This is a genomic window from Hahella sp. HN01 (assembly GCF_018986435.1).
Lineage (GTDB): Bacteria > Pseudomonadota > Gammaproteobacteria > Pseudomonadales > Oleiphilaceae > Hahella.
The window spans coordinates 25,250-39,519 of the sequence record NZ_JAHMIN010000048.1 but is presented as its reverse complement, the minus strand read 5'-3'; the positions used below and the strand labels follow the sequence as shown (position 1 = coordinate 39,519).

Here is a 14,270-nt window from a genome sequence, read left to right as displayed (position 1 = left end):
CTCCCTCCCCTCCGACCGGCTTCCCCGTCGAAGTGGGGCGCATTATACGCACCCCTTAATTTCGCGCAAGCACTATTTTCGTTATTTCACAAAAACCTGCGCTATCTTCTTCTTGCCCGCCTGAATCACGTGCTCGCTCCCTCTTTGCACCATAAAGCTCGCGTCAACCTGCGCGCCATCCACGAACACTGCACCTCGACCCAGAACGTCTTTCGCCGCCGCGCCATTCTTCACCAAGTCGGCTCTACGAAGAATATAGGATATGGAAAACTCCACCTGGTCATCGCTTTCTTCTAGATGAACAGCTGGAACGTTTTCTGGGATCTCTCCCAATTTAACTTGGTTGCCCGCTGATTTATGCGCATTCTGCGCCGCCTCTCCACCGTGAAAACGAGCGACAATCTCTTCAGCAAGCAGTCGCTTAATATTTTGAGGATTTTCTCCGGCGTTGACCTGTCCTTTAAAATCTTCAATTTCCGCCATATCCCGAAAACTTAAGAGTTCGAAGTAGCGCCACATTAATTCGTCAGGGATAGACAGCAACTTACCAAACATCTCCCCAGGCAAATCATTAACGCCGATATAGTTGCCCAGAGACTTCGACATTTTTTGCACGCCGTCCAGACCTTCCAGGATCGGCATTGTCATAATTACCTGAGGCTCCTGGTCGTAATGCTTCTGCAGCATACGCCCCATCAAAAGATTAAACTTCTGGTCAGTTCCACCCAATTCAACGTCGGCGCGCAAAGCAACAGAGTCATACCCCTGCACTAAAGGATAGAGAAACTCATGGATCGAAATCGACTGCTCATTATGATAGCGCTTGTGAAAATCGTCGCGCTCAAGCATACGCGCAACGGTATATTGACCAGCCAAACGAATCATATCCGCCGCAGAGAGCTTATCCATCCATTCGCTATTGAAGCGAACTTCCGTTTTTTGTGGGTCCAAAATTTTGAACACCTGCTCTTTATATGTCTGCGCGTTTCGAGCCACATCTTCCTTCGTTAATGGAGGACGGGTTGCGCTCTTGCCGGTAGGATCTCCGATCATTCCCGTAAAATCGCCAATCAGGAAAATGACCTGATGCCCCAGATCCTGAAACTGACGTAGCTTATTAATAAGAACCGTATGCCCTAAATGCAAATCAGGCGCAGTCGGATCGAAGCCCGCTTTAATCCTGAGCGGCTCACCCCTTTTTAACTTCTCAACCAATCCTTCTTCTTGAATAATTTCTTCCGCACCGCGCTTTATCAGCGCTAAAGACTCTTCTACAGATGGCATTACAGACGCCCTATTTGCAACTTGTTACGCTATTAACACTTAGTAATCGATATTCATGACCCTTGTCACGAACGCAGCACCAGGCAACGGCTTTAATATGACCCGGGGGCGCGATAGTATAGCAGCATTTTTCGCCAGCCAAACTGTTTGATATATGCACAGTTTCCAAAAACGCTTATACTCTATAGTTAAAGTTTTTTACAAACATCTGGACTTAACCTTCGATGTTAATTAAGAAAATATTACCCAAGTTTTCACGGATACATTTCCTGGCGGTTGCGGCCGCAGGATCTATGCTCGGATCAGCGCTCATTCTCAGCCCATCCGAGCAAGCGGCGGCAGGCCGCATTACCCTAAACATTCCTTTAGACGGTCAGCCCACCAGCCAAGCTGATTCCAGCAGCCCTCTCAAGGACTTACCCGAAGATAGCGCATCAGCAAAGATTAAACCGCTGATCCCCTCAACAGCAGAGCCGGCCACAGAGACGCCCGCTCCGGCTACAGTTGAGCCCGAAATAGCCTGGAACGAATTTGAGGTTAGAAACGGAGACAGCCTGTCCTCCCTGTTTAAAAGAGCCGGGGCTTCAAGCGCCGAGCTGGCGCAGATGGTGGACGATATTCCCGGCAAAGAGTGGACTCAGATTTTTCCTGGAGAAAAGCTGGACTTTGCATTCGACTCGGAAAACAAACTTAGCGCGTTGCGTATTCATCGTAGCCAGTTAGAAAACTGGCTGATCAACGCCAATGCCGAGAGTAAATTCGAGCTTGAGAAAGTCGTACTCAAACCTGATGTGCAGACCGCTTACGCTGAAGGCGTGATTAAATCGGCGCTGTTCATTGACGCGAAAAACGCCGGCCTGCCGGATAGCCTAATCATGGATTTGGCGAACATTTTCGGCTGGGATGTGGACTTCGTGCTGGATATTCGCAGTGGAGACTCGTTCAAGCTGGTTTATGAAGAGCTTTTCCTTGATGGCAAAAAAATCTCCAACGGCAACATCCTTGCCGCTGAGTTCACAAATCAAGGCGAGACATATACTGCCGTGCGCTATGAAGACCAGGAAGGCAAAACGGGCTACTTTACCCCAGATGGAAAGAGCCTGAAAAAAGCATTTTTACGCACACCAATAGATTTCGCTCGTATATCCTCCCATTTCAATTTACAACGTAAGCATCCTGTTCTTCATAAGTTCCGCGCACATAAAGGAACTGATTACGCTGCGGGGCGCGGCACGCCAATCAAGGCGAGTGGAGACGGCAAAGTGATTTTTGCGGGCCGCAAAGGAGGTTACGGCAACGTAGTGATTCTGCAGCATGGCCAATCCATTACTACGCTCTACGCTCACATGAAAGGATTTGCTCGCGGCATCAAAAACGGCAAGCGCATTAACCAAGGTCAAGTTATTGGTTACGTAGGCAGCTCAGGTTTGGCGACAGGACCTCACCTGCACTATGAGTTCCGCGTCAACGGAGTACACAAAAACCCGGTAACAGTGAAGTTCCCTCATGCGCAACCTGTCGCCAGCAATGAAATGTCTCGCTTTAAAGAGCAGGCCCAAACGGCGCTAGCCCAAATGCAGGCCTACTCTGACAGTTATCAGGTCGCAAAACGAGATAGCCTAAGCTCCGACAACGCGGACTTATGAACGATCAGGAAATATTCGCCGGACTCATGTCCGGCACCAGCCTGGATGGTGTTGATGTAGCCCTGGCGAAGTTCCAGAGCGAACTTCCTGAAACCATCGCAACCTCCTTTACACCATTCCCTTCTGATCTGAAATCCAAGCTTCATAACCTTGCCATCGCCGACAGCTGGCGTCCAGACGAATTGTTTGCAGTCGAAAGCCAGCTAACCTTGCTATATGCCGAAGCAGTAAACAACCTCCTGAACAACTCCGATATCGATAAAAGCCGAATTCGCGCAATCGGCTGCCACGGCCAGACCATCCGACATCGACCAGCGATAAGTTGGCCATACACCTGCCAGCTCGCCAACCCCAGCCTACTGGCGGAGAAAACGGGAATCACCGTTGTTGCGGACTTTCGGCGCAGAGATATCGCAGCGGGCGGCGAAGGCGCACCTCTGGCGCCAGCATTCCATATGCATGCCTTGCAGAATCGTTTTCCCAATTCCGCCGTCGTTAATATTGGGGGGATCGCCAACATCACTCAATGGTCGGAAACAGCCAACTCCGTTATTGGTTTTGATTGTGGGCCAGGCAACATGCTCATGGATGCCTGGTGTTCGCATGCATTCCAACAGAGTTGGGACCAAGGCGGACAAATAGCCAGGACGGGATCGATTAATCACGCATTATTGCAAGAAATGAAAAGGGAGCCCTTCTTCTCCCTCCCTGCTCCCAAAAGCACAGGTCGAGAGCTGTTTAACCATGATTGGCTACAGGCCAACCTGCAAAAGGCGGCATCCGTTAGCGACAAAGATATTCTGGCGACGCTCACTGAACTGACGGCTCAAACAGTCTGCGAAGCTCTAAACGCTAACACTCTCACCCATCTCTTTGTCTGTGGCGGCGGCGTGCATAACCTCTTTTTGATGGAAAGACTTCGCCATCATCTGCCTCAGGTTTTTGTGCAGGGGACCGACAGCGCAGGCATTGATCCGGATTTCATGGAAGCAATGGCTTTCGCCTGGCTGGCGAAGCGAACATTAGATGGATTACCGGGCAATATCCCAGCGGTAACTCGCGCTCAAGGGGAGAGAATATTAGGGGCGATTTACCCCGCCTGATAGCTAATCGTGATTAGCCCAGACTAAAAGTCTACGTAGCCTTTCTCTTTCAGCTTTTTTTCTTCAGCGGGACCATAAGGCACTATTTCGACAAAGGGCGGCAATGCACTGCGGTCGATATTGTGTATGCGCAAATAGGTGTTACACACTCTCACGTCAATCACACGAAAAGCATCTAATTGCGCAGCTTTGTCTACGATAGATTTGAACTCTGGGTAATTCATTTTGGCGAAATACTCGACTTCCGGCCCATGTAGAACAAAAGCGATGGGACTGCCAAGAGAGTAGCCGTTCTCCCCCTCCAGCAGTTTGGAAGCCCGTTCAAACAACTCAGCAATTTCCTCTGGCGTATGAAGTTCGATCTTCGCCAGATAATTCAGAGAGTCGGTTGCGATGGCGGGACTGGTTTCCGGCCTGTCCGCTGCGTGTAGTGAGAAAGAGAAAACAGTCAGCCACAGTAACGTTAAGTAGCGGCTGAACTGCATATATCTGACCCTTTATATAGAGAAGGAGCTACCGCAACCACAAGTGGTCGCAGCATTCGGATTCTTAATAACGAACTGCGCGCCTTCCAAACCTTCACGAAAATCGACTTCCGCGCCGACAAGATATTGGTAGCTAAGCGAGTCCACAACCAAACGCACGCCGTCTTTTTCGACAATCGTATCGTCTTCGTTTACAGCTTCATCAAAAGAGAAACCATACTGAAACCCTGAACAGCCGCCTCCAGTAACAAATACACGCAGGCTCAGCTCATCATTCCCCTCATCCTCAATCAGAGACTTCACCTTCGCCGCAGCGTTATCAGTGAAGATTATAGGGGTTGGTTCATATGTCTCAGCGACGCTCATAGTTCCTCCCGCCGCAACTTTTGTTGCTAGCGCTCTATACTCGGCAATTAAAAAAGTAGGATACACGTGAATTATCTATTTATCCTACTTAATCGGTCAACTATATCAGTGACTCGCCAAGTTGATCAGCTCAGGTTGATCGCCAGCGTCATCCCGAGTCTTACCTGCTTTTTTATCTTCTTTTGTCGCTTTCTTCTGTTCGGATTTATCCGTAGCCGTCACCGTGGCGGTTGATACGCTTTCTTTGCTATGCACCAAGTTACCGTTCACTTCCGCGCCCATCGCCATTTCGATCAGGTTGTAATAAACGTTGCCAGTGATAGAGGCTTTCGGCGCCAGCTCGATATGCTCCGAGGAGTAGACGTCACCGTTCACTTTACCATTGATGATAATGTGCGGCGCAATGACGTCTCCATTCACTTCGCCGACATCACTGACTCGCACTATAGCGTCTTCATCAGTTGTATCAGCCTTAATCTTGCCCAGTATCTTGCCGTCAATGTGCAGACCGCCAGTAAACTGCAGGTCGCCTTTGATTTCCGTGCTGCGTGAAATCAGCGTATCGAAGTGCCCGCCATTGACATTTTTTGATTTGGTTTTCTTTTTCCCGAACATTCTTACTCCCCGACCTTCCAATCGAAGGTTCTTTCTATTTTCGTTGCTTTTTTCCCGGTTGATTGCGCCACTACCTGAATCTGCTCAGGAACGAAGCCTTCCGGCAACTCCATTTCTCCAGTAAGATCCTGGAAATAACGAAATCTGAACTTAACCCCCAACTCCTCGGCTCCATCGACATCCCGCAACGGCAATATCTCTTTTTCGCCACCTTTTACTCCGATCAGGTTCACCGCCACAACGCCTTGGATGTAGGTTTTGTTGTCAGCCACTTGCGTTAATACAAGTTTATACTGAAACCTTCGATTTTCCCGCGTAGGACGAATTTCCATACGCTGAACCTGCAGGCCGGTATCCTCATCGGAGGGAGCCATGATGTTCTTGTAAAAAGCGATATCCTCACGTAACTGCAAGTTTGCGCTTTCCAAATCGCGAATAGTCTTCAGCACGTCAGTGCTGGCGGCCTGATCAATCGCTTTTCCTCGCTCCAGGTTAGCCACCTGTTGCGCCAGCTCAGTGGCGCGCCTTTCCGCTATGACCAGCATCCGGTTGAGTTCTTGATTTTTAGAGCCCAGCTTTTCCTTTCTCAGGTCAGAGAAATACCATCCCATGGCGATGCCGCCAGTAATGCTGATAATTATGGCCAGCCATGCCAGAGCCCGTTTTTTAAGCGTTTCTCCCGGGCGGTAAGGTACGACGACCAGTTTTTCGTTTGCATTGGTAGACATTGACGATTGATACCGATTCTGAAGTGTCCATAACCTTACGCGCTATTTTAGTATTCTCTACTAAATCATTGTCGGCAAAGTTATTTTTTGTGAATTTAGGTAGCAAGCCAAACACCGTCACGCATTTGGCTTGAAATACGCCTTTTCAGTAGGGCGCTCTGGACAAAATTAAGGCAGCGCAGCGATGAGATTCAATCCCGCCGTCTCTGGCAACCCCAGCATAATATTCATATTTTGAACGGCCTGACCTGCTGCGCCCTTCACTAGATTATCGATCACTGAGAGCACAATCACCACGTTAGATTCAGGTTGCCGATGCAATGAGATGCGACACAGGTTAGAGCCTCTTACCGAACGCGTCTCCGGCAGACTGCCAAAAGGCATTACATCGACAAAAGGTTCATCTGCATAGAACGACTCAAATAACGCCTGCAGATCGTCGTTATCCTGTTTCAGTTCCGCATACAAAGTGGCTTCTATGCCTCTGATCATTGGCACGAGATGAGGTACAAACGTCAAACCAACCGGCGCGCCAGCAGCCAAACTGAGCCCCTGTTTAATTTCCGGTAGATGGCGATGTCCTGATGCGCCATAGGCTTTGAAGCTCTCGCTGACTTCACACAGTAGATTAGCGATTTTGCCTTGCCTTCCGGCGCCGCTCACACCGGACTTGGCGTCTGCGATCAGACGCTGTGTATCCACCAGCCCTTTGCTTAACAGAGGCAAGAAGCCTAACTGGACGGCTGTGGGATAACATCCTGGGTTAGCGACGAGTCGAGCGGATTTAATCGCCGCCCGGTTCACCTCCGGCAAGCCGTAAACAGCTTCAGCCAGCGCTTCGGGGGCAGTATGAGGCAGGCCATACCAACGACTCCACAGTTCCGCATCTCGGATACGGAAGTCCGCTCCCAAGTCCACCACCCGCGTCCCTTTGGCCAGCAATTGCGGAACCATTTCCAGAGCGACGCCATGAGGGGTGGCGAAAAACACCAAATCGCACTTTGATAGCTCTTCGACATCTGGGGCGCTAAAGCGTAAGTCTGTAAAACCGCGTAAATTGGGGAACATTTCCGCAACAGGAACGCCAGCGTCTCCTCGCGACGTTACTACCGCCACTTCCGCCTCTGGATGAGCCGACAGCAACCTGATCAACTCAACGCCGGTATATCCAGTGCCGCCGACAATGCCAATTTTAACCACGAGCTTACTGACCTCCGCTAAATGCCGAACCAATTTCCCCGCACAGCCGTGGCCGCGCCGGACAATACTCTAATAAATTCGCTATACTAGCAGCTTTCCGACACCCGCGCAGAGTCAGCTTTCCTGAATTGCGGGCGGCGCTATTACATTCCACCCTCTGGCTATAAGCCATGGCTGCATCACCTGTCGAGCAAACTCAGCAACAAGTTTGAATGGGAGAGGTTTGTGCTCAAACCAAACGGGAAGAAAACGCAAAAACAACAGGTTTCCGCGCTGGCTCTCAAACTGGATTTGCTATTCCAGTCTTTTCGTCGCCGCGTCGCCAGCTATGAGGCGCTGCCGCAACTCGCGCTGTTGGGTTTTCTATCCGGCTTGGCCACTGGCTTGGTCATTCTCTTGTTTCGAGCGGCAATTGAACTTCCTCTCGGTTACCTCCTGCCAGGCGACAGCGCGGAGAACTTTGAGCAATTAACGCCGCTGATGCAGTTCTGCCTGCCGATTGTCGGTGCGCTTATTCTTGCCCTATGGCTGATGCGACTGGGTGTGCAACAGCGCAAAGTCGGCGTCACTCATGTCATGGAGCGACTGGGCTACCACCAGGGTTATATTTCCCTGCGTAGCGGACTACTGCAGTTTTTCTGTGGCGTCGCCACCTTGGCCACGGGCCAAAGCGCGGGACGAGAAGGCCCCGCCGTGCATCTTGGCGCCACCAGTTCCAGCTTATTGGGTCAGTGGATGGGGCTCCCTAACAACAGTATCCGCATGCTGGTGGGTTGCGGCACCGCTGCGGCGGTGTCCGCATCCTTTAATACTCCCATCGCCGGCGTCATCTTCGCGATGGAAGTCGTCATGCTGGAATACACGATCAATGGCTTTACGCCGATTATCCTGGCGGCAGTAACCGCCGCCATCGTATCTCAGCCTATCTATGGCGATGACCCGGCTTTCGTTGTTCCAAATTTCAGCCTGAACTCTCTGGTGGAACTGCCTTACATTGTGGCTGTCGCCATATTGATCGGCATGTGCTCAGCTCTGTTCGTCAAAATCATCAGCCAGACCACGGAAAAGGTGAAAACGCCTATTCTTTGGCGTTTATTGGCGGCGGGGCTCATGACTGGCTTGGCCGCGTTGGCGCTACCTCAAATCATGGGCATTGGCTACGACACAGTTAATGACGCCATCGCCGGCAACATTGGTTTCCTACTGCTTCTGACCATCGCACTGGCGAAGCTGCTTGTTACCGCGACGACCATCGGACTGGGCATGCCAAGCGGGATTATTGGCCCCACCCTCTTCATCGGGGCGACTCTCGGGGGGGCGCTTGGCGTTCTGGCGAACATGCTGATGCCAACCCTGGCCTCAGAGCCTGGGTTTTACGCGGTGCTGGGCATGGGCGCGATGATGGGCTCCGTTCTACAAGCGCCGTTGGCCGCAATCATGGCGGTGATCGAGTTGACCCGAAACCCCAACGTCATTCTCCCGGCGATGCTAATCATCATCGTGTCCAGCTTGATCGCTTCCCACTACTTTCGACAGCGCTCGGTGTTCCTGACCATTTTGCAATTACAGGGGTTGGATTACCGCGCGGAGCCGCTAACTCTGGCTCTGCGCCGCGTAGCGGTGGGCGCTATCATGGAAAGAAGCATCAAACGCTCACAACAAAAATTAGTATGGGGTGAAGCAAAAGAACTGCTACGCACAGAACCACGCTGGATCATCATCGAGAGCGAAGGAGGCCCCCGCGCCATCCTGCCAGCTGCGGATTTGGCCCGCTATCTGACGGAGGAAGAAGGCAAACCCGATTTTAACGCCGAAGAGGCGTCACTGGACTTGCTCAGCATCCCTGCACAGCGGCGAGACGTGGCGTCCTTACATGTCCAGGCCACCCTGGAAGAAGCGCTGGACCGACTAAACGCCACAGGAGTAGAAGCCCTCTATGTCGAGCGGACGACCGCCCCATTGATCAAACCCATTATTGGCGTGATCACCCGTGCGGACCTGGAATCTTACTATCAGTACAAAAGCAAATAAGCATTTACTAATGCGATCAAGCAGAACAAGGAGCGCAGCATGCTTTGGATAAAAGCCTTTCATATTATCGCCATGGTGTGCTGGTTCGCTGGCATTTTTTACCTGCCGCGCTTATTCGTCTATCACGCCATGAGCGAGGATGAAATCAGCAAAGAGCGTTTCAAAATCATGGAGCGCAAGCTGTATCGCGGCATCGCCACCCCGTCGATGATCATTACTGTGGCCTTGGGCCTGTGGCTGCTGTCATACAATTTTTCGGGCTATCTCGCGCAGGGATGGATGCATGCCAAACTGACAATGGTCGTGGCCTTAATCGGCTATCACTTTTACTGCGGACATATCTTAAAAGTATTCAAAGAAGACCGTAACCAACGCAGCCATGTCTTTTACCGCTGGCTCAACGAAGCCCCTGTGCTGGTGTTAGTCGGCGTAGTCATTATGGTGGTGGTGCGTCCTTTTTAAGCGCAGTTTTTCCGGCATTTGCATTCCCCATCCGGAGTTCCGACAATGCGCAACATAATTTGTCCTTTTTAAGCCATAGATACAGGAACAGGCATGACTATCTCAGAAGAACTTTTCAGCCGAGCCCAGCAACATATCCCCGGCGGCGTCAATTCGCCGGTGCGCGCGTTTCGCGGTGTCGGCGGAGCCCCGGTATTCTTCAGCAAAGGCGAAGGGGCGTATCTATACGATGAGGACGATAAGCGCTATATCGATTATGTCGGCTCCTGGGGTCCAATGATTCTGGGTCACGCCCATCCTGACGTACGTCAGGCTTTGGAGCGCCAACTCGTCAACGGCCTGGGTTTCGGCGCGCCTACTCGCATCGAAATCGACATGGCGGAAAAAGTCTGCGAGCTGGTTCCCTCCATTGAAATGGTGCGGATGGTCAACTCCGGCACCGAAGCAACCATGAGCGCCATCCGTCTGGCTCGCGGGTTCACTGGAAGAGACAAGATCGTTAAATTCGAAGGCTGCTACCACGGCCATGCTGACTCACTATTAGTGAAAGCAGGCTCCGGCGCACTGACCCTGGGTATTCCCGACTCCCCTGGCGTTCCCGCCAGCGTGGCGGAACACACGCTTACTTTGACCTACAACGATGCGGTCATGGTCAGGGAAGTTTTCGCCCGCCACGGGGATGAAATCGCCGCGATTATCGTAGAGCCTGTCGCTGGCAATATGAACTGCATCCCACCCGAGCCCGGCTTTCTGGAAACACTGCGCACTGTCTGTGACGAGCATGGGTCTATCTTGATATTCGATGAAGTCATGACCGGTTTCCGCGTCGCTCTGGGCGGAGCTCAGCAGGTTTATGGCGTTAAACCCGACCTGACCACCCTTGGCAAAGTCATCGGCGCGGGCCTGCCGGTTGGCGCATTTGGCGGTCGCCGTGACGTCATGTCGCATATCGCGCCACTGGGCCCGGTTTATCAGGCAGGAACGTTGTCCGGTAATCCTTTGGCCATGGCTTGCGGCTTGACCATGCTGAACAAGATCAGCGAGCCGGGCTTTTACGACGCGCTGACCGCAAAAACTGAAGCGCTGGCGAAAGGTTTACAAGAGCGCGCGCAAGCAGCAGGCGTTCCCCTGACCATTAATCAGGTTGGCGGCATGTTCGGTTTCTTTTTCAGTGAAGAGAAGAAAGTTTCCCGCTTCGAGCAAGTCACCCGGTGTGACCTGGAGCGTTTCCGCAAGTTCTACCACGGCATGCTGGATAAAGGCGTGTACTTGGCGCCCTCCGCCTATGAGGCGGGATTTGTCAGCGCAGCGCACTCCGATGAGGACATCCAAGCGACGCTGGATGCGGCCTCCAGCCTGTTCGCCTCGATGTAATGCTGAGCGGCGGGAATATCCCGCCGTTATCTTCAAAATCAGACTGGGTCTATGGGGAAGCTTTAACAGCTTCCCTTTTTCAGGCCCGATAAACTCCTACTTACCCTGCGCCTGACGCGCTTTATCCAAGGAGTACATAGCGGACTCCTTGAAAGATTTATCATCGCCCGCCAACGACAACGCCTTCAGACACAGTTGCTCGGACTTGGCGTAGCGCTGTTGCTCATAGTGCAAGCGCGCCATCACCAGATAAACATCGCCAGCTTTCGGCGACATACGCTGCGCCCTCTCCACCATCAACATCGCCTGATCGTAGCGCCCTTCACGAGCGGCGGCCTCAGCATTCGCCAGCATTTGACGAGCCGCCGGAGTGGGCTCTACCCGGGAAATACGCACCGGGGGTGAAACCGGCCGCCCCGTGCGATCCGGTTGCTGCGGCGCAGCAGTTTCTGTTGCCGGCGTCGAAGGTTGAGTCGTCTTTGGACCCGCCTCTGTCGTAGCGCTGCGATAAGGGTTCACCCCGCAACCGGTCATCACCGCCAAGATTCCCACCACACAAACTCTATTCAGCAATCGCATCATTATTATTCCCCGGTATTAACCATCCCACCAGCTACGCAGCCAACGCTGCAGTGCATTATCGCGTCCGACGCAGGCCACCTCTTCGACAGGCGCGCTACCGCGCTGGAAAGGCATGGCGACAGAGCCGTCACACCCTTCGTCAGACTTTTTGCCCGTGGCGATATCCACCCACACCCATTCCACCGTTTCCGGGGTTGTGGGCACGAAGGACACTTGAGGCAAACGCTGATACAGATTCATCCAGACCTCCAGGGCGCCGGACGCCCCTGTCAGGCGAGTCACGCTGTTATCGTCCTTACCCAGCCACACAGTCGTCTGGTATTGGCCATTAAAGCCGACAAACCAACTGTCGCGGTAATCATCCGTGGTGCCTGTTTTACCCGCCACGGAATAGTCTTCCGGAAAGCGCTGATAGACGCGTCGGCCCGTGCCTTCACGCATCACGTCGAACATGGCGTATTGGAGCAAATAAGTCGCAGCGGGATCAACAACCTGATGAGTATCAAAAGGATATCTTGTCAGCAATTCACCATCTGGCTTCGTCACTGCGCGAATTGCCCGTAAAGGCGTATCAAATCCGGTGGAAGCCAGATTTTGATATAAATGAGCAACCTGAAGCGGCGTCAAATTCAACGCTCCCAGCAACACGGACGGATATGGCGCGGCATCCGTCTCCACGCCAAGTTTGCGCACTTGATCCAATACCGCCGGCACGCCCAGCTCCAGTCCCAAACGAACATTCGCCAGGTTTAGTGAGTGCGCCAACGCATGCTGCAAGCTCACCTCGCCATGGGTTTGTTTGTCATAGTTCTGCGGAGCCCATACATCGCCATTCTCAAACTTGATCGAGAACGCTTCATCTTTGATCGGCGTCGCCAAGGTGTATTTATCCTTCTCCTGCAAAGCCGTCAGCGCGATGACAGGCTTGATCAAAGAACCTATCTGCCGCTTCGCTTCAAGCGCCCGATTAAAGCCAGCGAATTGCGCGTCTTTGCCGCCGACCAAGGCGACGACCTCACCGCTGTCCAGTGCAGTGGTCACCAAAGCGCCTTGCAAGCCTTGATTGGCCTTATTACGCTCCAGCCCCTTCACGGTTTTACTCAGCGCCGATTCAGCCTGAGATTGGATCAACGGATCAAGGGTAGTGAAGATCCTCAGTCCTTCTGACTGCAAGTCCTCTTCACGATAGTCTTTATCCAACTGTTGACGGACCAAATCCATGAAAGCCGGGTAGAGACTGTCGGAATATCGCGGCTGCGTCACCACACCCAGCGGGCGATTTTTAAAGCCAATGCTTTGCTCATTGGAGATCACCCCGCCGTCAGCCATCATCTGCAGCACCAAATCACGGCGCTTCTGCGCACGCTCGGGATGTTTGCGCGGGTTGTAATAAGAAGCGCCTTTGACGATCGCCACCAGCAGCGCGGATTTTTCCGGCGTCAAATCCTGCACTGGCACGCCAAAGTAGAACTGGCTGGCCATACCAAAGCCGTGAATAGCGCGGGCACCAGCCTGGCCCAGGAAGATCTCGTTACAGTAGGCTTCCAGAATCTCGTCTTTCTCGTAGTGCCATTCCAGCAGCACAGCCATAATGGCCTCATTAAACTTGCGCCAAATGGTCTGATCGCTGGACAAGTAAAAGTTCTTCACCAACTGCTGCGTCAGCGTACTGCCGCCCTGTACGACGCGCCCAGCGCGAATATTCACCCAGGTCGCACGCATTATAGATAGAGGCGATACGCCGTAGTGGGAGTAGAAATTCTTATCCTCAACCGCCACCAGCGCCTTCTTTAAACTGTCCGGAACCTCTTTAAGGCTCACCAGTAAGCGGTCTTCATGCTGGGCGGGATAAATGCCGCCAATAACCACCGGCTCAAGTCTGGACCAGTTCGTATCCGTACCGCCGGCGCTTACTCTGCTAACGCCCTGGCCATCAAAATCCAGACGAAACTTCTGAGCTTTCTGATCACCATCGGGAAACTTAAACGAACGGCTATACACTTCCAGCGCGCTGGAAGACATGGAATAGGTTCCCGGTTGCCCCGGACGATCCGTGCGCCGGTATCCCAGGCTCTTCAGCTCTTCCTCAACCTGTCCTCGGGTGTAGTTCTGGCCAGGAAAGAACTCCATGGGGCGGGCGAACACCTGGGCAGGTAACTGCCAGCGTTTACCTTCGAACTTTTCTCTTACGGTCGCATCCAGATAAATGGTCCAGATCACCAGTAATACGGAGAGGACCAAAGTCACTTTAAAAAGGATAGAAAGAATGCGTCTTTTTGGTGCTGTCTTTTTCTTGCCGGGCCGCTTATTTGCAGGCTTGCGGGCTGTTTTAGGTTTCGACATGGGAATGTAGATGGTTTAAGCTCTAGTCTGCTGGCGCGGCTGCCTTTTATT

Annotated in this window: 13 protein-coding genes; 5 read left to right on the top strand and 8 right to left on the bottom strand. The window is 52.4% G+C overall.

Going from position 1 to position 14,270, the window contains the following annotated elements:
- Positions 1-81: 81 nt before the first annotated feature.
- Positions 82-1,284 carry a tyrosine--tRNA ligase gene (gene tyrS, locus KP814_RS29065; protein WP_216740054.1) on the bottom strand — a complete coding sequence of 401 codons (1,203 nt, stop codon included), beginning with the start codon at positions 1,282-1,284 and terminating at the stop codon, positions 82-84.
- A 224-nt stretch (positions 1,285-1,508) separates the two neighbouring features.
- Here tyrS and KP814_RS29060 point away from each other — a divergent pair, with 224 nt between their 5' ends.
- Together KP814_RS29060 and KP814_RS29055 are read left to right on the top strand one after the other, a co-directional pair.
- A complete protein-coding gene (locus KP814_RS29060; RefSeq protein ID WP_216740053.1) occupies positions 1,509-2,930 on the top strand; it encodes an OapA family protein in 1,422 nt (473 codons plus the stop codon).
- Positions 2,927-4,033: an anhydro-N-acetylmuramic acid kinase gene (locus tag KP814_RS29055; protein WP_216740052.1), complete on the top strand. Its 1,107-nt coding sequence runs from the start codon at positions 2,927-2,929 to the stop codon at positions 4,031-4,033. The genes KP814_RS29060 and KP814_RS29055 overlap by 4 nt, the downstream gene beginning before the upstream one ends.
- Before the next feature lie 23 nt (positions 4,034-4,056).
- On the opposite strand, the gene KP814_RS29050 is transcribed toward KP814_RS29055, so the two are convergent.
- The 5 genes from KP814_RS29050 to argC form a co-directional block, all read right to left on the bottom strand.
- Positions 4,057-4,518, bottom strand: a complete 462-nt coding sequence (locus KP814_RS29050; RefSeq protein WP_216740051.1) for a hypothetical protein — start codon at positions 4,516-4,518, stop codon at positions 4,057-4,059.
- Positions 4,519-4,530: 12 nt separating this feature from the next.
- Positions 4,531-4,884 carry an iron-sulfur cluster insertion protein ErpA gene (erpA, locus tag KP814_RS29045; RefSeq protein WP_127973679.1) on the bottom strand — a complete coding sequence of 118 codons (354 nt, stop codon included), beginning with the start codon at positions 4,882-4,884 and terminating at the stop codon, positions 4,531-4,533.
- A 105-nt stretch (positions 4,885-4,989) separates the two neighbouring features.
- A complete protein-coding gene (locus KP814_RS29040) occupies positions 4,990-5,499 on the bottom strand; it encodes a polymer-forming cytoskeletal protein (protein WP_216740050.1) in 510 nt (169 codons plus the stop codon).
- Positions 5,500-5,501: 2 nt separating this feature from the next.
- Positions 5,502-6,227, bottom strand: coding sequence for a DUF6776 family protein (locus KP814_RS29035; RefSeq protein ID WP_216740049.1), 726 nt, complete (start codon positions 6,225-6,227; stop codon positions 5,502-5,504).
- Positions 6,228-6,395: 168 nt separating this feature from the next.
- Positions 6,396-7,427, bottom strand: coding sequence for an N-acetyl-gamma-glutamyl-phosphate reductase (gene argC / locus KP814_RS29030; protein WP_216740048.1), 1,032 nt, complete (start codon positions 7,425-7,427; stop codon positions 6,396-6,398).
- Between the two features lie 225 nt (positions 7,428-7,652).
- Here argC and KP814_RS29025 point away from each other — a divergent pair, with 225 nt between their 5' ends.
- From KP814_RS29025 to hemL, 3 genes are all read left to right on the top strand, one after another.
- On the top strand, positions 7,653-9,458 hold the full coding sequence (locus tag KP814_RS29025) for a chloride channel protein (protein WP_216740047.1): 1,806 nt from the start codon (positions 7,653-7,655) through the stop codon (positions 9,456-9,458).
- Positions 9,459-9,497: 39 nt separating this feature from the next.
- Positions 9,498-9,920 (top strand): protoporphyrinogen oxidase HemJ, encoded by a 423-nt coding sequence (hemJ, locus tag KP814_RS29020; RefSeq protein ID WP_216740046.1) that lies wholly within the window; start codon positions 9,498-9,500, stop codon positions 9,918-9,920.
- Between the two features lie 93 nt (positions 9,921-10,013).
- Positions 10,014-11,294 carry a glutamate-1-semialdehyde 2,1-aminomutase gene (gene hemL / locus KP814_RS29015; protein ID WP_216740045.1) on the top strand — a complete coding sequence of 427 codons (1,281 nt, stop codon included), beginning with the start codon at positions 10,014-10,016 and terminating at the stop codon, positions 11,292-11,294.
- Between the two features lie 96 nt (positions 11,295-11,390).
- On the opposite strand, the gene KP814_RS29010 is transcribed toward hemL, so the two are convergent.
- The gene (locus KP814_RS29010) at positions 11,391-11,876 is read right to left on the bottom strand and encodes a tetratricopeptide repeat protein (RefSeq protein WP_216740044.1); all 486 of its coding nucleotides are present in this window, start codon (positions 11,874-11,876) and stop codon (positions 11,391-11,393) included.
- 15 nt (positions 11,877-11,891) lie between these two features.
- A complete protein-coding gene (mrcB, locus tag KP814_RS29005; RefSeq protein ID WP_216740043.1) occupies positions 11,892-14,219 on the bottom strand; it encodes a penicillin-binding protein 1B in 2,328 nt (775 codons plus the stop codon).
- Positions 14,220-14,270: the final 51 nt, after the last annotated feature.